Consider the following 19,812-nt stretch of genomic DNA (forward strand, 5'->3'; position numbering starts at 1 on the left):
AGCATGAATTTTAAAGTGGAGCGCTCGAGGGCGCTGAGATTCGTTGTTAGCGCTATTCACAGCGCGGCGCTGGCGGCATGTTGGCTAAATGCGCTACCTTTGCCATACAAATATTTGCTGACGATGCTGGTATTACTAAGCTGGCGAAACAATATGGCATTCGGCAAAATTGATGTTACTTATCTGCGCTATACTCCTCAGTATGGATGGTCGCTGCTTGGAACGGGCGACCACTACAGTTCTATCGAGATTCAAGCGTCAACTGTGGTAAGTGGATTACTGATCGCGCTGCATTGGGTGCACGATGAAGGGAGGTGTCAATCGATGATAATTCCAAAAGATGCAATGAGTAACGACGATTACCGCAAACTCTCGGTTTGTTTAATGATTTCAGGTTATGGTCATGGTTGATGAATGCCGGTGTGAAGCAAACAATTGAACTGCAAATCGGTTCGCTGAAAAACTTGCCGGTTTTGCCAGAGGCAAGTCTGCGAATTCTGGATGTCATCAACACGCCGGACATACCCATAGAAAAGTTGGCGGATGCCTTATCGTTATCGCCTGGTTTAGTTGCTAGATTGCTTGGATTGGCAAATTCGGCCTATTTCGCCCGTAGCAGAAATGTCTCAGATATTCGCACCGCTATTTTTCAGGTCTTGGGTTTGGATTTGGTGAAGGCTCTGGCACAGGCAATTATTTTTAATGTCCAATTTGATACGCGCAAATGCCAAGGTTTCGACGCCGAGTATTTTTGGATACGCTCATTAACCACCGCGGTATCCGCGCAAAAACTGGCGATCGAAATTCCGCAATTGCGAGCATTTACGCCATCTACAATTTATTCCGGTGGATTACTTCTTAATATCGGCATATTGGTGCTCGGCTATTTGCAGCCAGAAGAGCTGCATGAAGTGTTTGTCGAATGCAAAAAAACGGGTTTGCCTGTGCGTCAGGGAATTTCTCGACAAATGGGGCAGAGCCATTATCAAATCGGTCATTTTTTATTACGTAAATGGCATTTGCCGGTTTTGTACCAAGTGCTATTAGACAATTATGAAAATAAGGATTTTGAAGGTATAGAGCTGCCCTTGCTGATTTTAATGAGGCTTTGCGAGCGCTTAAGCGTAACCGTGATTTCAGGGGAGTCGATTAATCTGCAAGAGTTTGAATCGGAATGCCGGAAGATTAAGTTGCCGTTGGACAATATACAAGAGCTTGCTGAACAACTGGCAGAAAATCAGCCGGCTATGCAAAAACTTGCTGCCATCATGGGGAATTGATGAACCAGCCTAGCGCAAACAGTCAAGATGTGAAACTGGCAGGTTTCGGCGTGCAGGATTTGCTGATAGATCTTGTGAATGCGCTGTCTGCAGTGAAACAGTTATCCGAAATCGATTGTCAAGTCGATGATGAAAAAACCCTTATCAGACAAGCTTTGGCAAGCCTTATCCAATATCAAGATATGGAGCGTTGCTCTTTTTTTATCGTGGATAGCGAAGGCTTATTAAGCAATGTTGCCGGCATTAGTGTGGGCGAGCTTGGCGCTCCTGAAGTAAATATGGATAGCCCTTTGCGCTTTAGAGTAGGGGATGGCTTGATTGGCGCTGCCGCGGCGACCGGTGTTTTGCAGCATTGTCAAAATTGCCACGAAGATAAACGATTCGAAAAAACCGGAAACTCGAAGCAATCGCCCGGTTCAATTATCAGTGTGCCGGTATTTACTTTCAATCGCACCCTGATTGGCGTTTTAAACGTATCGCATCCGCAAGCCTATTATTTCAACGATTGGCATATCCGTTTGTTGGAAGTTTATAAAAACATTCTTGGTCAGTTGATTACTACTAGGCGCCTGGTTCAGCATATGGAACAGCAAATTGCTTCCAGGACGGCTGAGTTGGAGAGCTTGGTCGCCGAAACCAATCAACTTAAAGATCATTTTGCCAGTATGTCCATGCATGACCAGTTAACAGGCCTGCATAATCGGCGGTTTTTTTATGACCAAATCGAAGTCGTTATCGCTCACCATAAGCGCTACAAAACCGGTTTTTGTTTGCTGGTGATGGACATTGATCATTTCAAAGTCATTAATGATCGCTTCGGGCATTTGTTCGGCGATCAAGTGCTGACCGGTGTCGCTAAAGCGTTAAAGCGGCAAGTGCGTAATACCGATATTCTGGTACGTTTTGGTGGCGAAGAGTTTGTAGCGATTTTTACCAATACCCGCTGCGATAGCGGTAAAACATTTGCGGAGCGCATTCGTCAGGAAATCAAAACCCTGGAATGGTCTATCAATCAAGAGGTGGTTAATTTGACCCTGAGTATTGGCATATATTGCTTGAATAGCGATTTAATTCAATCCGAACAAGCGCCAGACATTGATCAAATGATTAATTACGCCGATGCTGCGTTGTATCAAGCTAAAGCCAGCGGCCGAGATAAGACGATAGTATTCGGCGAAGCCTGCTCGGATCAGTTGTAAGAGTATTTGGGATGGTTCTTTGGGATAGTCATAACCTTAAGTTGTGACTAAAAATATTTGAATTTCCCTCTCAGTATGACATCAGGAGTGTCTGTCAGTCCGATAGTTGATTTTTAGGTAATTACGGATTCTTAGTCTAGTTAGGTTATTAAACCGGCCCTGTTTATTAACGGTTATTCCGTCCGGGCTGAGCTGGTCGAAGCCCCAGCTGGTGTGACTGTCAACGGGTTCAGTACCCTCAAGGACATTTAGGCGAACGGCATTTAAGGGTCGGGTTAATAATACAAATACCAGCGTCCTGTTCCCCAGTACCAATTGTAGCGATAGCCGGAATACCAATTGTTATAAAAAATCTGTTGCCATCGTCTCCGCCATTGGTAATCGGCTTGCTCCGATTGGCGCGCTTGTACGGCTTCTTTAAGTAAGCTGCTTGCTTCTTTGTCGCCTTTACTGGCAGTAATGGACAACCATTTTTCAGCCTCGCCCGGATCGGACCCCATTTCACCAAGACCAGTCAGATAGACTCTACCCAGTGCTTTTTGAGCATCGAAGTTGCCTTTCTCGGCGGCTTCGCGCATCCATTTGATCGACTTGTAAGTATCTTGACGAACGCCGTCCGCTCTAAAGAATCGTAGCGCCAAATCGTAAGCGGCGCGCGGATCGTTTGCGGCCAGTTCTTCAAGTGCTTTGATTTTGGCGCTGTCTTCGGCGGACATCGCCGGCTCCGGTTGAAAAGAGGCATAGTCTTTCGGGCGGTCCGCGCATCCATTTTCGTCGCAAATTCTAATGGTGTCCGACTTAACTTGTTTTTCTTGATGTGTACAGGCGACAAGGCCAAACGCTACGAATAAAACAAATAGCGTTGACAAAAAAGGCTTTTTTGAATGCATGAGTATTTCCTTTTTCTTTTTATAAGTTTTGGTCTATTATCGCTCGAATTTTTTAGTTTGCTAGGCACCATTAACTGAATGGCAATTTTTTGGAGTTTTTTGGATGAGCGTTAAATCAATTCGAGATTTATCATTACTAGTCTCTGTTTTTGCTTTTGCCGGCTGCGCGCAACAGCCTGGCTTGCAGACAGGTGGTAGTTCAAATTTAGTTTCTGGTTCTGCCGGCGGCGCGACCAGCGTCAACGCCAATAAGTCGTTGGAGCGTTGTGCCAGCCCATTGGGTACCTTGGCTGTCAGCGACGGGCGTTTTTCGGGGGCGTCAGGGGTTACCACAGTTGATCCGTTAATTCGCTTGGCGGTACAGCAATCCAATTGTTTTATTATTACCGGCATTGGCAATATGAGCACCAGTGCCATGCTGGATAGAATCACCGATCAACAAAGAAACTCCGGAGAATACCGCTCAGGTTCAAAACAACACAAAGGCCAACGTGTTGCGGCTGACTATCTACTCGATCCGCAGATTATCGTCGCTAACGAATCGACAGGCGGACAACAGGGCTCTATCGGTGCCGGATTAATCGGTGCCGGATTAGGCGCTGCCGGATTGGGCGGTCTAGGCGCCATTGCCGGCGCAGTTTCGCATGCCGTGGAAACTCGAACCACCGATGTGGCGCTTACCCTGACCGATATTCGTTCAACGGTGCAAATTGCCATTTCCCAAGGCAGTGCCACCGCTAACAATATGAGTACTTCCGGCGGCGGCGCGTTCGGCGGTTGGGGCGGACTTTTTGCCGGCGCGGCGGGCGGCAGCATAGGTATGTACAGCAGAACCCCGGAAGGCATAGCGACAGCGGCAGCCTTTTTTGATGCTTATAACAATATGGTCCAGTCGCTTAGAAATTATAAGGCTCAAGAAGTGCAAGGCGGTGGCGGCAGCGGTCAAGGCGGCGTTTTGCAAGTCAAATAACCAAACGATAGCGCATCGCTCGCAAGCGATGCGCTACTTCTCGCATCGGCACGGCCGTATTCTTAAATTCCCTGTATAATCGCGCCCGCACTCTTCCGGTTCATCCGGCTCCCGTTAAACTATCCTTCTGTATAAAATTCATGGCACTACACTGCGGAATCGTTGGGCTGCCCAACGTCGGTAAATCAACTTTGTTCAACGCGCTTACTAAAGCGACTATCGCCGCCGAAAATTATCCTTTCTGCACTATCGATCCTAACGTCGGCGTCGTCCCGGTTCCCGATCCGCGCATGGACAAACTCGCGGAAATCGTTAAACCGGAACGGGTGTTGCCCACCACGATTGAGTTTGTCGATATAGCCGGTCTGGTGGCGGGTGCCTCGAAAGGCGAAGGTCTGGGCAACCAATTTCTGGGGAATATTCGCGAGACCGATGCCATTGTCCATGTCGTGCGCTGTTTTGAAGACGACAATGTGATTCATGTTGCCGGCAAGGTCGATCCGATTAACGATATCGAAGTTATCAATACCGAATTGGCTCTGGCCGACATGTCTTCCGTCGAGAGAGCGTTGCAAAAAGCCGCAAAAGCGTCAAAGTCTGGCAATAAGGACGAACTGGCGAGAAAAGACGTTCTGGAACGGGTGCTGGATCACCTCAATGCCGGCGAAGCCGTGCGTACTTTAGGCTTGACCGAGGACGAGGCCAAGCTTATCAAGGAATTGTGTCTGATCACCATCAAGCCGACTCTATATGTTGCCAACGTTCAAGACGACGGTTTTGAGAACAATCCGATGTTGGATAAAGTCAAAGCGTTTGCCGAAAAAGAAGGCTCAAAGGTTGTCGCTGTCTGTGCGGCTATAGAGGCCGAAATCGTGCAACTCGATGAAGACGAAAAGAAAGAATTTCTCGAAGACTTGGGTTTGGAAGAGCCGGGCTTGAATAGGGTGGTGCGTGCCGGCTACGAGCTCTTGAATCTCTCGACGTATTTCACTGCTGGCGTCAAGGAGGTCAGGGCTTGGACGATTCCGGTCAATGCGACCGCGCCGCAGGCGGCGGGCGTGATCCATTCCGATTTCGAAAAAGGTTTCATCCGCGCCGAAGTGGTCTCGTATGCGGATTTTATAGCTTATAGCGGCGAACAAGGTGCCAAAGATGCCGGTAAATGGCGGTTGGAAGGCAAGGAGTATAAAGTTCAGGATGGTGACGTGATGCACTTTCGTTTCAATGTTTGACAATAGAAAAGACGCGCCCTATAATGCGCGTCTTTTCAAAGCTGTTCCCAGTGGCGATATAGCTCAATCCGGTTAGAGCGCGGGATTCATAACCCCGAGGTTCCAGGTTCGATCCCCGGTATCGCCACCATTTAAAACAAGGACTTAGGCATTTGCCCGGTCCTTTTTTTATGCCTACGTCACACTCACGTCACAGTAAGAGATAGCAATTCTCGACAATCCTCAATAAATTGAGGGGTGTTAATCGATTAACAATTAATTCAGAAAACCAAAAAGGCAAAGGGATGTCCAATTTCAGTCGAGCTGCATTAGCCTCTACTCTGGTTCTCAGCATCGGGTTTGCCGGATCGTCTAGCGCCGCTTTGTACGACAGGGGCGGTGGACTGTTGTACGACGATAGACTTAATGTAACTTGGCTTCAAGATGCCAGTTTTTTTCGCACGCAGGTGGTTGCAAATCCAAATCTAATAACAGAAATCAAGTCCGCAAGTGTTATTGGCAGTTTTATTTCAGAGTCGGATTTTAATACGACATTAGGCATAATGAGCTGGTGGGGTGCTCAAAGTTGGGTTGCCTATCTGAATAGCCAAAATTTCAACGGCTATAACGACTGGCGTCTTCCTGTAATCAATCCGTCCAATGGAATTAGCTTCAATTACAACTATTCAGTAAGTGGTTCATCTGATGCTGGTTTCAACATTACCAGTCCAACTTCAGAGCTATCCTACATGTTTTATAGCAATCTAGGGCTAAAAGGTTTTTTTGGAGTGGGCGGAGAGTATCAATCTGATTATGGCGTCCAGGGAAACGGCACATACGGCTTTGGGTTAGCAAAAAATGTAGTGCCGGTTATAAATCTTGAAGCCTTTGTTTATTGGTACGGCACTCCCTTTACGCGGGACCCTTTTGCTGCTTGGAATTTTGGAACGATGGATGGAGACCAGGGTTCGAGCAGCATGGATGGTAAATATTATGCCTGGGCAGTCCGCGACGGCGACGTAGCAGCAGTTACCGTCCCGGAGCCGAGCATTATTTGGCTATTTCTAACTGGCTTTGGCTTGCTGGCGTTCAATCGAGGCTCGAAGGGCAGGTCTGTGACTAGCTTATCCGACAGTTCCTATTTCCGCCTCCGGCGAGAACACTAATTGTCCACCAACTGCCAATATTCCTCATCCGCAGATGCCGGAAAAATCCCCGCCATTGCCGGGATCCCAACTTCCACCGATGATGGATGTTTCAATCAAGAAAACTCACCCCGATCCAGCCAAGCCGAGCCGATATACTGGCCTTGCGTTAGGTTGGCGAGCTTAGCGCAGCCGGCCCGTTCTCCCAAATGATCAGGCCGGCATCTTGTCAGCTCATGAAAATTGCAAGGACGCATAGACCGGCAAGCCCTATACGGTGGGCTTTGCCGGTTTTTTTATGGGTGATGAATTTTTGATGGTACAATTTTTTTAAGTTGGCAACTGGCTAAACCGGAAGGATTAGTTCCCCGGTCGTTGGAAGTAGTTGCAAGAAAAGGCTGCGATTCGTCGTGGCCTTTGCTTTTTGTGGCAGATTGTATCGCTCAAGTTTTGGATTACAATCAAACTGTCGGCAACCCCAGCTTTGGCTGCTGGGATCGATGTCGATTCAGAGGCGGCGATGGAGCTATCCAGAACCGCCTCTGTATTTTCTGCTTCATCAAATGCAATTGAAATCCCTTTATTATCAATATCATCCAAATTTGGATCATCTTCTGGCGTTACTGATGTGGTGCAATTCCGACGAATTATCGGAATTCATTGGCGCTGAACCATATTTCAAGACCGATAGCGGATTTACGCTATCGCGTTCAGATGTGAAAGGGTACGAATTAAAATCGGACCCTTTCAATGTCGCAAGGTGGTGGCGAGTTGAATACAATCAAAGGGTCTGCTTTGTACGCAACCCCTTGGAGTCGGCAATACCGACGGCATCCGTCCAATTTGGTCGAATTCAATTGTTTCAATGACTTGGATCGCTTGCGACATTACTTCCGCAACAGAAGCAGGAGAGGGAGAATTTTCCTTCACCCATCAAGGCCTGATTTGAAATCAGGGCAATAACCGGAATTCCGGCAGTTTCTATGCAACTGTATCAATGCGGATGATACAAAACCGCTCAGCCCAGTAAATTCGCGGAGCGAGCGGTGTTTGAAGGACTGGCAAATCGGAACTCCTGGTTCCGATTTGGCCGGTGATGAGGCGCGACGCCTCAGCCCATCACTGCAACAGCTTTTGTTCCTTAGCCTTGGCCAACTGCGCCAGGAAGTAGGTATCGTAATGCCAGCCTGGTCGAGGCGGCGGCGGTGTGCGGGGCTTTGGCATGGTCATCATGGCGATATTTCGAGTTTCAAAGCCGATAGTTTATGCCTTGGATTTGGCAACACTAAGGCAATGTTCCTGCCGTGATCAAGCTACTGGTTTCAGGTTCAAATCCTATGGGTGAATGTGTACACGACCCGATCCAAACCACAAGCAGGGTTTGAATGCTCCTGTTCGGCCACTTTGCGATATTCAAGATTTGAAATGTATGGCAGCAGCCTCACAATTAGCTGTTGTTCAACGCTAGCGGTAAGCTGCATCTCAAGGAGCGTAGCTTTTGGCGTCAGTTTGACCAACCAGTTAGGCCAAGTCTACACCGTGCGCTTCAAAAAATGCGTTTCTCTTCAATGACGTTTCCTTGTGCATCGAAGACTTTTTTGGACACGCCGCAAGGGAGCGACGTTTTGCCGTAACCGGGTTCAAGCTCCACGACAAGTGTTCCCTCATCTGTGATTTGCATACGTACAAACACATCGCCATTTTGAGCTTGAGCTCCGTACACCTCGGAGAGCCAGGAAGAAACAGGACGAACGCAGTGAGAGAAGATATAGATATGTCGTGCAACCTCTTCAGGCGAAAGATCCGTCAGATAAACACGATCTCGCCGACTATGGAAATCGAACGTCGGCTCGATTAGCCCTATGGAAACATCCTGTCCGTTCGCTTGCTCCTTTTGAAGGGCGTGAACAAGCTGCAGAAATTTCGCCTGCAACGCGGCAGGTGCCGCTTTAATTCTCGGAGCAATAGCTCTCCATGTATCTTTTCCTGCCTCGGAGACTATGCCTGAGCCATAGATAGAAAGAATGGTTCCACCAATCAGCTTCCAGCCCTCGACGCTGGCTAGGATCTGTACGAGATCGTTCGGACCAGCGAGACCAAAAACGGGTACCAGCGCACAAAAAGGGGGTGAGGCATGAATAACAACAACCTTACGCTTGATAAAGCAACTTTGGCGTCCGAGCTATCTATCAGCATCAGGACGCTGGAGCGAATGGTAAAAATTGGCGTATTGCCGCCGCCATGCGAAAAAATAAATCGCGTGGTTTGGCCGAGAGCAGTGATAGAAGCATGGCTGCTCGAAGGCTACAGCATATCCTGCGGGCTATCTATGCCAGTCTTGACGTATCGCTCAGGGTGAATTAACCGATCTGTCGCGCTTGCGCAGATTCCCGCCATGCCGACTACCGCATATGCCTGATTTGAGAGACAAAACAGCAAATCCCTAAAATCATCAACATCGCTATCTTCGGCGGTGTGGCAGTAAAAACTCTCCAACGCATCCGCAAGACCAAGCGCTTGTTGCTCTGCTGTTTCCCCAAGGCCGGCAAACCATTTTAATTCGTCATTATTGAAATGATTGCTCGCCTTAGACCAAAGGGCTTGTAACGCAACGTCGATTCTTTTCGTGCCGAATGAGGGGCTGTCGGGTTGTTGATTAGATTGGGCTTGGGTGCTCATGCTGCGCCTCCTTTAGCACTGTCGCGAAGGAATATGCCGGCTTTGGCTTTGGCGTCTGCCAGAGATTCCGCCTCGAATTCGACCAGCATTGCCTTGGTGTTGCTGTTGAACAGTCGGTACAGGTTGCCGGCAGCTTGCAGGTAGTTGTCGGCCCAGCGCTCGACCTCGGTGAATACTTGCGGCTTATCGGTGGTGGCCGGAAATGGGTGATCTGCCAAACTCTCATCAATATTGGCACTCAAATAGACGTCCAAGCTCTCTTTGATTTCCCTAATCTCGCGCTCGACCGCCCACAGTGAATAAATAACAGTGTCAGTATACGCTGGGGAATAACAGGATTCGGCCAGCAATAAAATCACGGCGTGGGCGCGTTGTGAGGACTCAAAAATGGTATCTAGCCTTGGTGGGGTTGCTATGATTGCGTTCATGCCGCACCGCATTCGACAGTTTCTTGCGGCTTGTCGGTGGTAGAGTCGTCTTTGCCCCAGATGGATTCAGCAAGTAGGCGCTCAGCAGACTCGATCTCGCCCTGAACGCTAAATAATGCGTTTACGACGTTTTGATCCTCAATAAGGCATGCGCAGTTATCCAGAATAATCGTCAAGACTGCATTCGCACGTTGAATAGTGTTGTAGCAGTCGTGTTTATTGAAAAGCGCGGTTTCTTGGGCGGTTTCGCCCTGGGCGGTTTGAGTGGTCATAGCGGTATTCCTATTCAAAAAATTGAACCGCGACCTATATTTTCGACGACATAGGAGGCGGGCTTAAATGGGGTCGAAAACCGCGAATAGGTGCGGCCAGCGCCGAACGCTGCCCAAGTAAGCCCGCCATAAAACACGTAACAACAAGTTGTCACGCTAAACGACGCGCATAAAAAAGCCGCAAAATGAGCGCGGCGATTTTTCGCCTATTCCAAACGGGTTTCGACTCCCGTCCCTACTGCGGTAGGGTCGAAAACATTCTGGCTGGGTGTTGTGATGGTGTCAAGGAAATTTTTTATCTAGCAATGGAATGAGGATATTGCCTAGATAAGCAAGGTAAGGGATGATATTAGACATCCAAGCAGGCATAAATTTGCAATGACCTCGTTAAAACAACAGTCGACACTAGAAAAAATGGCCGGTTGCCCTATCACTGAGGCAACTCTAACGGCTATAGGAGCAATGGCAGGAGGGCCTCTTGGAGCCTTACTTCCAGTACTATCAAATTCACTTGCAAGTCAGCGACAAAGTAAACGCATTGAAGCTGCATTACACGAAATCAATAGCATACTGAATCAGCATGGTGAAGAATTACAGAATCTGTCTGACTCACAGTATAAGCTCGTAAACGAATCGATTCTTGCCTTACTTCATGCAGTAGATGAAGAGAAAATCGAATATTTACGCCGCGCGGTACACAATAGTTTAGTTGTTAGCGATTTCCTTCCTCAGGAATCAGTTGTTATTGCTCGAATATTGCGGGACATTTCCGCAGAAGAAGCGAGCTTTTTGATGCAAAATTTTCACTATGAACGAATTCAATTAGTATCGACTGACTTTCCCGTACAACCTAAAATTCTAAATGTGACACACGAATCCCATGATGGGTTGATAGTTACAGGACTACTTTCGCTTGGCTTACTATCGGCGGGAGAACCAACCTTTAGTGATGCGGATAGGTTTCGTTTTTTACCAATCGTAGCCAAACTTTTAGTGCTACTTCAAAAACCGAATTGAGCACATGTCCAAACGCCGGTACCGCCGAAACCGCTCAATGGCCGGAGGCCTGCTGTCCGACACTGCTTACATGGCCAACCGCTTTTCATGGCAGGGCACTGTGATTCTTGGGGTGGTGCAATTCATTGTGTTTTACTGGCTCTTGCCGACCTGGATCAATCACCAGCTCGATTCACTGCAAGGCAATATGTTTCGACCAATGGTAGAAGTGATATTCGCCAAGCGTGTTCATTGGCTCCAATGGCTCGCGATGGCCTTGGCGCTGATCTGCGGGTTCTTTGCGATTCGGAATTACTTTGCGGTCGGCCAACTTGACCGGTATGGCGAAAGACAAGTCGGTTTTATCAGTCGGCTGCTGGCCAGGTGGTTCGACTAAACGCCAGCGGTTATCCCCAACTCCTGTGGAAAACCCTGTGACAAAGTCGTGACAACTCAACCTAAGTAGTCGCCAGGCAACAAGGAAGGTCAAATTGACTGAAATTTGGTCAGCACTCAGTAGCGAGATATTGCGAACACCACGCACGGTTGACGAGGCTGTTGACCGGCTTTTGCTCATCATGAACGACACCGAGCGCCGGGCACTTGCCAGCGCAGAGGAAGACGAACTGGTCGAGTTCCACTTTTGCCTTGGTGTAGCGATCCGGTATGCGTTTGGGCTACACAAACCCGAAAGCGAATTGGCGGCGGCCTGCGGTACCGGCATTCATCCGGACGATGCAAGTGGCGTCATTATCCGGGCGCTTTGGGAACGGCTTCAGGATGGCAAAGGTAAATAGCCAGACTGTTGCCCCTAAGTTGGCTCGCTTGCGGTCGGAGGCCGAGAGGATGCGGAAGCACCCCGGAATCTACCCAATGGAGCGTTGGCTAAGGCTGCCACTCGCATTGAGCAAGGCCGGGCAATTTGACGAAGCTATCAATGAATTTCACCGGCTTCTTGATGAAGTTGACTGGCGTTTAAATATCGAAGTCCCTAGGCAGAGGCCTGGCGGCGATCCTCCGCGCTCGGTGTTTCTGGAAAAATTCGGGCATCTCAGTCGGTTTCAGATTTACGAACAAATGAGCTTGGCCTGTAAAAGGCAAAATCTGCTTGAGCCAGCAGCGCGTTACATCTTGTTGGCCGATCAACACTATCAGGCGTTTTTGGATCGGTCGGTGGTGTCTTGCGCTCACAGGTCGACACACGAGCGCCCAACAAACACCGATCATAACCCTTCGGCGTGAATGACGAAAAACAGTGGCACAGGCTTGCAGCCCGCGAATTTATTGCACATCCCCCGATTGGTGGTTGCCAGCCCGGCGCATCTTCACCAGGCTGAAAGATAGGGTGCTTACTGCCGGTGTACCGAAAAAACTGGCGCGCCGCTACACGCGCCATGATGGTGATGTTTACCGCTGCGACCATCTTAGCCATTGCCGGGGGCAATTAAGCCGATCACCGAGCTATACCACTTATTTTGCTTGATCGGTGTTCCGTCACCATGTTTTTTGCCGGTGTCGAGCACTTCGGCATACTTGGCGCCCGCTGCGGTTACATCCCAGATCTTTTTGTTCTTTGCACCTTTTAAGCACTGTTGTAACCCAGCATCCTCAAGCAGTTTGTTGACTTTTTGGGCTGACAAGCTGAGCTGTTTGCCGATGTCGGTAGGCGTGAGCAGCGCTTCTTTGGTGTCGGCAATTAGCGCGGTCGCGCCAAGGTTACTCAACACATCCACACCGGTGGTCTTCACGGTTGCCCTGTTTGCGGACAGAATAGCCTGGTTGCCGTCGAAGATAAGCTTTGCAACGCTCAAATTGGACGCGAACACCTCGTTTGCCGCGATGTAGTCTTGCGGCAATAGTGCCGAATTCTTTCCAGAGTAACTACCAGTTTTGCGGATCGACGGAAGTATCTCTTCGAAAACCAGTCGCTCGAAATTCTCTGCTTCCGGCAGTGTGCTGCCAACAATAAGCCGAAGAACATCTGACTCGGGCAAAATGCGAGCATCCTGCGTTCTTCCGAGAGTATCGACGATGGGGTGCAGCTTTTGCACCCCACGACAGTGAGACTTTATCGCTGTAGTCGGATCCTTGTAACCAAGACTCTCGCAAATATCTTTCCCCACAAACCAGGGATCGCCGTTTTCGTCAATCACAACGCGAATCGACGCACTTTCAAACTGAAAAGGGATTAGCCGACTCATTGTGCACAGCCATCGGCATTGGCCGCATCGCGCTCAATTGCCTTTTGATCGATCCAACCGTCAATCTCAGACTCGATCCAACCAATGGAGCGACCATCACCCAACTTTATGGGTGCCGGAAACGCGCCGGATTTAACCATACGTTTCAGGGATGATTCCCCAAGTTTGGTTTTTTCCAGCACTTCCGGCTGTTTCAATATTCTCTTCGACATCGGCTACTCCGCAATTTTTATTAGGAGTACTCATACTATGCGTGGGAAATATAGATTTTTGCCCGGTTTTCCGATCTTGACCCCGCCCGAAGGCTTGTGAACCCAGATATGTTGAATTGGGATTTTGGCCCGATCAGATTTATTTAGTGACGTGTTGGCAATAAAAAGTATTGAATCCCCAAAGCCAACAGTTGTAGAATTTTAGCGTGGGTAGACCAAATCGGATACCTGTTGTGCCAGCTCGAGACCTCGACTGGTTCCCCGTGACGCTCAGACCGAGCTAAGGGGGCAACCTTTCAGTCACCTTTTGAGCGCATCCATGACACAACGAAGAAAATCACTAACAAAACCCCGCACCGTTGCTTTTTCCCGTCAATCAGGCCACTGTTTTTATTGTGGTCAACCGATGTGGACTAACAGCCTCGATGAATTCGCCGCGAAACACAAAATAACGTCTGCTCAAGCGAAGCTACTTCAATGCACCGGAGAGCATTTAAAGGCTCACCATGAAGGCGGCAAGGCCGATCAGAGTAATATCGTTGCCGCGTGTTTGTATTGCAACCAAGGACGGCATAAGCGGAAAGACCCGCCGGAGCCAGAGCAATATAAGCGGCTGGTTTATCAAAGATTAAGCAGGGGAGGGTGGCATCAACTACGGATAAATTAAACGTTTGAGACATGGCTTCTGGTATTGCTCGAAATTGGTCTCACAATACCAGAGTCCTTGACGATTAGACCTTGCCAGGTCGATGCTATTTTTGGTGGTGAACTGGTGCTATCGACCCCAAGGAGACAATCGTTCTAATTTGGTTAATGACTGCAAACTGGATAAAAGCCGATGTTAGGTTTGCATAAGTTGTCTGAGGTGAATGATAATGAAGCCCAGTCATTAAGCGGCAAAGGTTTGTAACCCAACGGGTAGTTTGAATGTTATGGAAGTTGGTTATTTCAAAGCATTTTCAGGATTTCACGTTGCACTACCTAGCCTACAGTCCTTAATCATAACTTCTACCAGCATGAGTCAAAATTTGCATAAAGTTGCCAGATTAATATTCTTAACTAATTTTCTAATGACAAATCTTGAATCTGTTTACGCGGCAAGTTTTGATTGTAGCCAAGCCAACAACCCGCGCGAACATTTCATATGCAGTAGGCCAGAACTTTCTGAACTAGATAGTCAGCTTGGCCGCGTTTATGGGGAAAAAAAATCTCTCCTCAGTCCGCAAGGCGCTCAATTGTTGCAGCAAGCGGAGCGAGGCTGGCTACGTTACGTTGCGCAAATTTGTCCTTTAAATGGTTCAACTCAACAGCATAGCTCCCTATGGAGCCCTGAGGCCTGTCTGGCAAAACAGTATCGGGAGCGCATGAATCAACTTGCCAAAGTGGGCCAGTCTTTTGGTCCTTACCGCTTCAATCGGATCGATCTTTACGAGGCTCAACAAGTAAGCAATCCTGCTGACAGAACTGGAGCAACGGAAGGTTTTTTCACTCAGCACACTGCTTATCCACAAATAGACAATGCCGAGTCGGCAGAAGCACTGGAGTGGAATAAGCAACATGTTACCAGTTTGCCTAAAGCTGGTGATTGCGAAAGCGATGGAGATTATGACACCGATTACGAAATCGGCTATGCGAACAAACAAGTAATTAGCACCCTGCTGATATGGAGTGAATACTGTCACGGCACCCCACATGGATTATTCAGTTCTGCAAGCCAAAATCTCATTATTTCCCCGGCACAGAGGGGGCTGAAAGCCGAAGACGTGTTTATAACGGATGATCAGTGGCAGGCCAAATTGCAATCTCTGTTTTGGCAAGCACTGACCGATCAGGGCTGGATAACGCCTGAAGACCCACGACAAGAAGTTGAATCCGAGATTAAAAATATTGTCATTCTCCCGGAAAGGTGGATATTTACTGACCAAGGGTTACGGGTCAATTTCAATGCCTACGAAGGGGGATGCTACGCTTGCACACCGGACCCAGTTACAGTCGGCTGGTCTAAACTCAAACCGTTATTGCGCCAGGGTTCGGTATTGCCTTAAACCGTTTGTTCACAATTTTTACAATTCTGACAGTAATAATAGGATCATAGCGCCGCAGAAGGCTGTAAACAACATGCAGCTCATCGTTCGCGGTTGGTGCAGTTCGTCAACTCTCCCTCACGCACATTGAACGGCAGTTTTCTGGCTTTCACCTGCCGTTATGCTGGAATAATTAATCGGCAGGTATTGGCCGACTCGAGCCGAAGACGCCTTAAGGTTGGTTGCCAAAAAGCTGCCATCCATTGAAGTTAGAAACGAAAAATTTCGCCGACATCATCAACTTCCGCTTGTGGCCGGTAGTAACAATTAATAAACATCGCGCGCGGCGGGTATGAAATACAGCAAAAAGCCGCGACGGTGCGCGGCCTTCAAATTTGTCACTAGCGAGGACTCAACGCCACTCGCCCGTTACAGGGTCTTTGATGAATAAATTGAGGACAAATGGCTCGTCTCGCTCAAAGCGACCGGATTCAACGTAGTCGAAGGCCATATCAACGGAATAGTCACCCTCCCAGCTTTCAATCCAGTGACATTCCTTTTCAGTTGAGCCCTCGGGCGGCAGTACCAAAAAACGATCTGTCGCGTCCGCATGCCAAGCCATCCAATAACCGTTGCTGGTTTTGGCATAAGTAGCGGTACCGAGCCACCTTGATAGCTCCTTGTCACCGTTTGCCATCTGCATCGCGATACGTGGGCGGTAGCCCTTGAAAACCATTGCCATGACATCAAACACCGCGTAATGATTGAGATGATAAAAGGCCAGGATTTTTAGCGAGCGGTCAATAACCGCTCAAACCTGCTAAACCAGATTAAGAAACTGGCTAACCCGCTACCGTGGTCAAGAGCCACGGACGAATTAGCCGGTAAACGTCTTTTTTGGGATGCTGCGCACTCACACCCCGCTGATTCTGGCATACAGCCTGCCTTGCAATCCGAACACCATGAAGCCAGTGATGAAGGAAAGAGCGCCGAGCAGGTTTCCAATTTACCATAATCCAAAGACATATCAACACAACGCGCTAAGCCATGAACTGGTCGATTGCTGATTTCTGCTTTAAGTTTATCAGCTCCGGGATTTACGTTTTTCGGCTGCGAAGAGCAGCTTGGGCAAAGCGTTATCACTCCACATCCGAAAACATATCCTCAACCGCCGCTTTGGCGCTCTCAACCGCCGAAGTAACGCCACTGCCGGCGTTATCCGACACCATATAAACCGCATCCTCCAGCCACGCGAACGACTTAGCGTCGAAAATATCGGGCGACTTGATGCCGTTCTTACGCATGACCTCTTTCTTTTCCATCACGTACCGCAGACCGCCCGCCTCGGCGAAGTGGTAAGGCAACCTGGCGCCCTGTAGCAGTATCTTTTCTTTCATTTTGCGGTCTATGTTCATCCGAAATGATACCCGGCCCGACTTGATCGCATCGCGCATGCGGACCATGGCGCATGCCCGCTGGTTGTAGAATCGGTCTTGGTATTCTTTCTTGAAGCAAGGCTTACCCCAATTCACCTTGACGACCGGCACACCCATACCCTCGATCAACTTGTTCACCGTGGCGCCCACACCGCCGTTATCGACCATCAGCGTGGCGTTTGACAGCTTGCCGACCAGATTAGCCAGATCCCCGGCAAAAATGATTTCATTCTTGCTGTTGGTGCAGTACGGGATTTCGATATATTCGACACGGCGGGCATCCGGGCCAAAGTCACCATATCCAATCACCTTGGCAATAATGGCAACCGATTCGTCGCGGTATTCACCTAAGCCCACGTCCGACAGCACCAACAAACCATACGGTTCGTCATCGCGGATAATTTGCCCGCGCTCGAACGCTCTTTCCAGTTCGACCCGGGTAAGCAGGTTGCTGCCGGAATCCTCAGCGAACAGACCGAGAACCCGGATTCGGTACTCAATGGATTCGCGCCCACCCGTTTCGTCGTCACGATCCTTGAGCCACTGCATAGTGACAAATGGCGACCGCTCGGAACTAAAGCGCAACGAAATCCACGAACCGCCATTGTCGCGCGATAGGTTGTGGTGCGATTCATAAAATCTGCCGGCGTTGCGCACTCCTTGAGATGCCATCAATGTGCGGTTGCCCGGCTGGGTTTGGGTGCCGTCAATTACATCGAAATGCTCATCCGATACACCAGCTGCCTCATCGATGATGATCAGCTGCCAATATCGATGCTTACCCGCAACGCCGATTGACTGCCCTTGCTGCATAGCAACCTGGGTGATAAACCACTGGTCTTCAAAGCCTTTGACCGCTACTCGGGTTTTGGTAATCTCGTAGTAGTCGTTTATCCAGCCATACGGCCCGTTGGCGATGGCGAGATAAACGTCGTTCATCTCTTTCCAAACACCGTCGGCTACCTGATTTATCCTTGGGGCTCCGATGTAGGTGTTCGAGCCGATTTCGACCTTGCCCTCATACACCGCGAACCGTTGACCTCAACCTTATCGCGCCACTTATCGGGCTGACGGTTTTTCAGCCAGAATATCGCCGCTGTTGTATCTGGCGGGTGATGCTTGGTTACATCGGTCAAGATGACCTGACCATCTGCAATGTTGACCTTGGTTTCCGGGTGGCTGTAGCCGGTCGCGCGATGAAACAACGAATTGGCGACTTGAGCGTCTGCCAGCGTTTTACCGCGCTTAAGGGAATCGGCAAACTCCGGGGCCTGCTTTTTCCAGGTGTTGATCGTCTTCTCGCTCACACCGAAGAATCCGGCCAACTGCGCATCGGTGGCGCCCAGCAGGCAGTAGTTGTAAGCCTGGTCAATGAACTCCGGTTTTAATGCGGTAGGTCGGCCAACTGTAGGTTTTTTGGTATTTGGCATAGGGGCTGGCCTTTAGGGTATGAAGAAATTACGTTTTGTATTGGGTTGATGCATGATACCCCGCCAATTTCCGCCCAATTGCCGCGACTTCCGAACTCGCTTCATCGACCACTCTGAGCAGTTTTGCCCCCAGTTTCAGCTCATCGAATTCAGGATTGATTTCTCTGAAGCGGTTGACGAGTTTCTTGATTTCCCCGAATCGGTTGAAGGCGACCTCTGCCGCCTGTTCGACCACCGTCAGCTGATCAAACAGATCCCGGATAGCGCTGGGCTCACCAAAATACAAGCCCATAAGCCCGCAACCAAGCTGGTGCTACTTGCTTTAGCCGACCGCGCGAATCCACTCGGCGAATGCTGGCCGTCATCCGCAAGGCTTGTGTCTGATACTGGCTTGGATAGAAAGACCATATTTGCATCAATCGGTGAGCTTGAGACTACTAATAAAATTCTGGTTTCGAGGGTGGCCGGGCGCGGCAACAGATACAAATTGTTAGTGGCAAGCCATTGTCAAAAATCCGAGCCACTAGTACCAGAAACGGGACCAGTACCAGAAACGGGACCAGTACCAGAAACGGGACAAGACCAGTACCAAAAACGGGACGGGGACCAGTACCAAAAACGGGACACTAATCTAAAAGAAGAATCTAAAAAGAATCTAAAAAATATATTGGTCGAAAACCCTACTGAAGAATCAGCCGAGCCACCAAGCCAGAGCAAACCCAAAAAGGCCACCAAGCCAAAAGCAAAAGCAGAAGATAAATTCGAAGAAGCTTGGATGCACTACCCAGCCAGATCGGGAAGCAATAGTAAATCCAAAGCCCAAAAAGCCTGGAACGCAAGATTGCAAGCGGGCGCAAACCCTCAGGAAATCATTGATGGCGTGATTCGATACCGCGCATGGTGCGAGTCAACCGGCAAGATCGGCAGTGAGTTCGTCAAGCAAGCGGCAACCTTCTTTGGGCCTGATCAGCATTACCTTGAGCCTTGGGCAATTTCAGCAAAAACCACAACCGAATACAAAGACGCAACATATTGGCCGCTGGTCATTGAAGCCATCAGCAAAGACACCAACGCCCCGGTTGATAAAAACGGTAAATTCGTTGAGTTATCGGTGCCTATTCAATTAAGTACGCTAACCGCGATTGACCGAGCAGACTGGAGTCGATACCTGGACAACAATATCGGTGGAAATTCAGGCCAAAGACGGTAAAAAGCTCGATGGACGTTTAAGGTCAGGTGCCCGTGCTGGGAGGATGTTTACCAATCTTTAAATTTAAAGCGCTTGAGGCGTTCTTTAAATCCTTCCTTATCCATCAAATAAAGAATCACCAGGAAAAGTGCCGGCCATAATAAGAACAGAAATAATTGACTCAACGTAGCAAGACTCATGTGCGCGGTCCTCTAATTTTTGCAGTGGGATAGTGACAGCGATTCCTTTT

General features: G+C 49.0%; 24 protein-coding genes and 1 tRNA gene. 14 read left to right on the forward strand and 11 right to left on the reverse strand.

Annotated elements, in window-relative coordinates:
* Positions 1 to 3: 3 nt before the first annotated feature.
* From JWZ98_RS09875 to JWZ98_RS09885, 3 genes are read left to right on the forward strand one after another with little or no spacing between them, the layout of a single operon-like run.
* Complete coding sequence (locus tag JWZ98_RS09875) at positions 4 to 411, forward strand: protein YgfX (RefSeq protein WP_205454145.1); 408 nt, start codon at positions 4 to 6, stop codon at positions 409 to 411.
* Positions 378 to 1,280 carry an HDOD domain-containing protein gene (locus tag JWZ98_RS09880; RefSeq protein ID WP_205454146.1) on the forward strand — a complete coding sequence of 301 codons (903 nt, stop codon included), beginning with the start codon at positions 378 to 380 and terminating at the stop codon, positions 1,278 to 1,280. The genes JWZ98_RS09875 and JWZ98_RS09880 overlap by 34 nt, the downstream gene beginning before the upstream one ends.
* Positions 1,280 to 2,479, forward strand: coding sequence for a sensor domain-containing diguanylate cyclase (locus JWZ98_RS09885; RefSeq protein ID WP_205454147.1), 1,200 nt, complete (start codon positions 1,280 to 1,282; stop codon positions 2,477 to 2,479). Before JWZ98_RS09880 ends, JWZ98_RS09885 begins: the two co-directional genes overlap by 1 nt.
* Before the next feature lie 275 nt (positions 2,480 to 2,754).
* Here the strand turns inward: JWZ98_RS09885 and JWZ98_RS09890 are convergent, their stop codons facing one another.
* Positions 2,755 to 3,195 carry a sel1 repeat family protein gene (locus tag JWZ98_RS09890; RefSeq protein WP_240348294.1) on the reverse strand — a complete coding sequence of 147 codons (441 nt, stop codon included), beginning with the start codon at positions 3,193 to 3,195 and terminating at the stop codon, positions 2,755 to 2,757.
* A gap of 277 nt (positions 3,196 to 3,472) precedes the next feature.
* On the opposite strand from JWZ98_RS09890, the gene JWZ98_RS09895 reads away from it, so the two are divergent.
* The 5 genes from JWZ98_RS09895 (at position 3,473) to JWZ98_RS09915 (ending at position 7,365) form a co-directional block, all read left to right on the forward strand.
* The gene (locus JWZ98_RS09895; protein WP_192395307.1) at positions 3,473 to 4,339 is read left to right on the forward strand and encodes a hypothetical protein; all 867 of its coding nucleotides are present in this window, start codon (positions 3,473 to 3,475) and stop codon (positions 4,337 to 4,339) included.
* A 140-nt stretch (positions 4,340 to 4,479) separates the two neighbouring features.
* Positions 4,480 to 5,571 (forward strand): redox-regulated ATPase YchF, encoded by a 1,092-nt coding sequence (gene ychF, locus JWZ98_RS09900; protein WP_205454149.1) that lies wholly within the window; start codon positions 4,480 to 4,482, stop codon positions 5,569 to 5,571.
* Between the two features lie 52 nt (positions 5,572 to 5,623).
* Positions 5,624 to 5,701: transfer RNA gene (locus JWZ98_RS09905), tRNA-Met, on the forward strand.
* A gap of 154 nt (positions 5,702 to 5,855) precedes the next feature.
* Complete coding sequence (locus JWZ98_RS09910; protein WP_205454150.1) at positions 5,856 to 6,716, forward strand: PEP-CTERM sorting domain-containing protein; 861 nt, start codon at positions 5,856 to 5,858, stop codon at positions 6,714 to 6,716.
* Between the two features lie 364 nt (positions 6,717 to 7,080).
* Positions 7,081 to 7,365 (forward strand): hypothetical protein, encoded by a 285-nt coding sequence (locus tag JWZ98_RS09915; protein ID WP_205454151.1) that lies wholly within the window; start codon positions 7,081 to 7,083, stop codon positions 7,363 to 7,365.
* Between the two features lie 876 nt (positions 7,366 to 8,241).
* On the opposite strand, the gene JWZ98_RS09920 is transcribed toward JWZ98_RS09915, so the two are convergent.
* From JWZ98_RS09920 to JWZ98_RS09935, 4 genes are all read right to left on the reverse strand, one after another.
* Positions 8,242 to 8,628: a hypothetical protein gene (locus tag JWZ98_RS09920; RefSeq protein WP_205454152.1), complete on the reverse strand. Its 387-nt coding sequence runs from the start codon at positions 8,626 to 8,628 to the stop codon at positions 8,242 to 8,244.
* Between the two features lie 371 nt (positions 8,629 to 8,999).
* Positions 9,000 to 9,374: a hypothetical protein gene (locus JWZ98_RS09925; protein ID WP_205454153.1), complete on the reverse strand. Its 375-nt coding sequence runs from the start codon at positions 9,372 to 9,374 to the stop codon at positions 9,000 to 9,002.
* A complete protein-coding gene (locus tag JWZ98_RS09930) occupies positions 9,371 to 9,802 on the reverse strand; it encodes a hypothetical protein (protein WP_205454154.1) in 432 nt (143 codons plus the stop codon). Before JWZ98_RS09930 ends, JWZ98_RS09925 begins: the two co-directional genes overlap by 4 nt.
* On the reverse strand, positions 9,799 to 10,074 hold the full coding sequence (locus JWZ98_RS09935) for a hypothetical protein (protein ID WP_205454155.1): 276 nt from the start codon (positions 10,072 to 10,074) through the stop codon (positions 9,799 to 9,801). Before JWZ98_RS09935 ends, JWZ98_RS09930 begins: the two co-directional genes overlap by 4 nt.
* Before the next feature lie 378 nt (positions 10,075 to 10,452).
* On the opposite strand from JWZ98_RS09935, the gene JWZ98_RS09940 reads away from it, so the two are divergent.
* From JWZ98_RS09940 to JWZ98_RS09955, 4 genes are all read left to right on the forward strand, one after another.
* Complete coding sequence (locus tag JWZ98_RS09940; protein WP_205454156.1) at positions 10,453 to 11,091, forward strand: hypothetical protein; 639 nt, start codon at positions 10,453 to 10,455, stop codon at positions 11,089 to 11,091.
* 37 nt (positions 11,092 to 11,128) lie between these two features.
* Positions 11,129 to 11,467: a hypothetical protein gene (locus JWZ98_RS09945; protein ID WP_205454157.1), complete on the forward strand. Its 339-nt coding sequence runs from the start codon at positions 11,129 to 11,131 to the stop codon at positions 11,465 to 11,467.
* Between the two features lie 94 nt (positions 11,468 to 11,561).
* On the forward strand, positions 11,562 to 11,867 hold the full coding sequence (locus JWZ98_RS09950; RefSeq protein WP_101053490.1) for a DUF6794 domain-containing protein: 306 nt from the start codon (positions 11,562 to 11,564) through the stop codon (positions 11,865 to 11,867).
* 76 nt (positions 11,868 to 11,943) lie between these two features.
* Positions 11,944 to 12,312: a hypothetical protein gene (locus JWZ98_RS09955; protein ID WP_101053492.1), complete on the forward strand. Its 369-nt coding sequence runs from the start codon at positions 11,944 to 11,946 to the stop codon at positions 12,310 to 12,312.
* Between the two features lie 182 nt (positions 12,313 to 12,494).
* On the opposite strand, the gene JWZ98_RS09960 is transcribed toward JWZ98_RS09955, so the two are convergent.
* Together JWZ98_RS09960 and JWZ98_RS09965 are read right to left on the reverse strand one after the other, a co-directional pair.
* The gene (locus JWZ98_RS09960) at positions 12,495 to 13,271 is read right to left on the reverse strand and encodes a BRO family protein (protein ID WP_101053494.1); all 777 of its coding nucleotides are present in this window, start codon (positions 13,269 to 13,271) and stop codon (positions 12,495 to 12,497) included.
* On the reverse strand, positions 13,268 to 13,483 hold the full coding sequence (locus JWZ98_RS09965) for an AlpA family transcriptional regulator (protein ID WP_101053496.1): 216 nt from the start codon (positions 13,481 to 13,483) through the stop codon (positions 13,268 to 13,270). The genes JWZ98_RS09960 and JWZ98_RS09965 overlap by 4 nt, the downstream gene beginning before the upstream one ends.
* Before the next feature lie 1,016 nt (positions 13,484 to 14,499).
* Between JWZ98_RS09965 and JWZ98_RS09975 the strand changes: the two genes are divergently transcribed.
* Positions 14,500 to 15,528: a lysozyme inhibitor LprI family protein gene (locus JWZ98_RS09975; protein WP_165786337.1), complete on the forward strand. Its 1,029-nt coding sequence runs from the start codon at positions 14,500 to 14,502 to the stop codon at positions 15,526 to 15,528.
* A gap of 391 nt (positions 15,529 to 15,919) precedes the next feature.
* Here JWZ98_RS09975 and JWZ98_RS09980 read toward each other — a convergent pair whose 3' ends face one another.
* The 3 genes from JWZ98_RS09980 to JWZ98_RS09990 form a co-directional block, all read right to left on the reverse strand.
* Positions 15,920 to 16,249, reverse strand: a complete 330-nt coding sequence (locus JWZ98_RS09980; protein WP_101053502.1) for a hypothetical protein — start codon at positions 16,247 to 16,249, stop codon at positions 15,920 to 15,922.
* 397 nt (positions 16,250 to 16,646) lie between these two features.
* A complete protein-coding gene (locus JWZ98_RS09985) occupies positions 16,647 to 17,882 on the reverse strand; it encodes a hypothetical protein (RefSeq protein ID WP_205454158.1) in 1,236 nt (411 codons plus the stop codon).
* Positions 17,883 to 17,911: 29 nt separating this feature from the next.
* Entirely contained in the window at positions 17,912 to 18,373 is a 462-nt protein-coding gene (locus JWZ98_RS09990) for a helix-turn-helix domain-containing protein (protein WP_205454159.1), read from the reverse strand.
* 52 nt (positions 18,374 to 18,425) lie between these two features.
* Between JWZ98_RS09990 and JWZ98_RS09995 the strand changes: the two genes are divergently transcribed.
* Positions 18,426 to 19,583, forward strand: a complete 1,158-nt coding sequence (locus JWZ98_RS09995) for a helix-turn-helix domain-containing protein (protein ID WP_205454160.1) — start codon at positions 18,426 to 18,428, stop codon at positions 19,581 to 19,583.
* Positions 19,584 to 19,630: 47 nt separating this feature from the next.
* Here JWZ98_RS09995 and JWZ98_RS23390 read toward each other — a convergent pair whose 3' ends face one another.
* A complete protein-coding gene (locus JWZ98_RS23390; protein ID WP_275899207.1) occupies positions 19,631 to 19,762 on the reverse strand; it encodes a hypothetical protein in 132 nt (43 codons plus the stop codon).
* Positions 19,763 to 19,812 lie beyond the last annotated feature (50 nt).

The sequence above is a fragment of the Methylomonas sp. EFPC1 genome, from assembly GCF_016925515.1.
Lineage (GTDB): Bacteria > Pseudomonadota > Gammaproteobacteria > Methylococcales > Methylomonadaceae > Methylomonas > Methylomonas defluvii.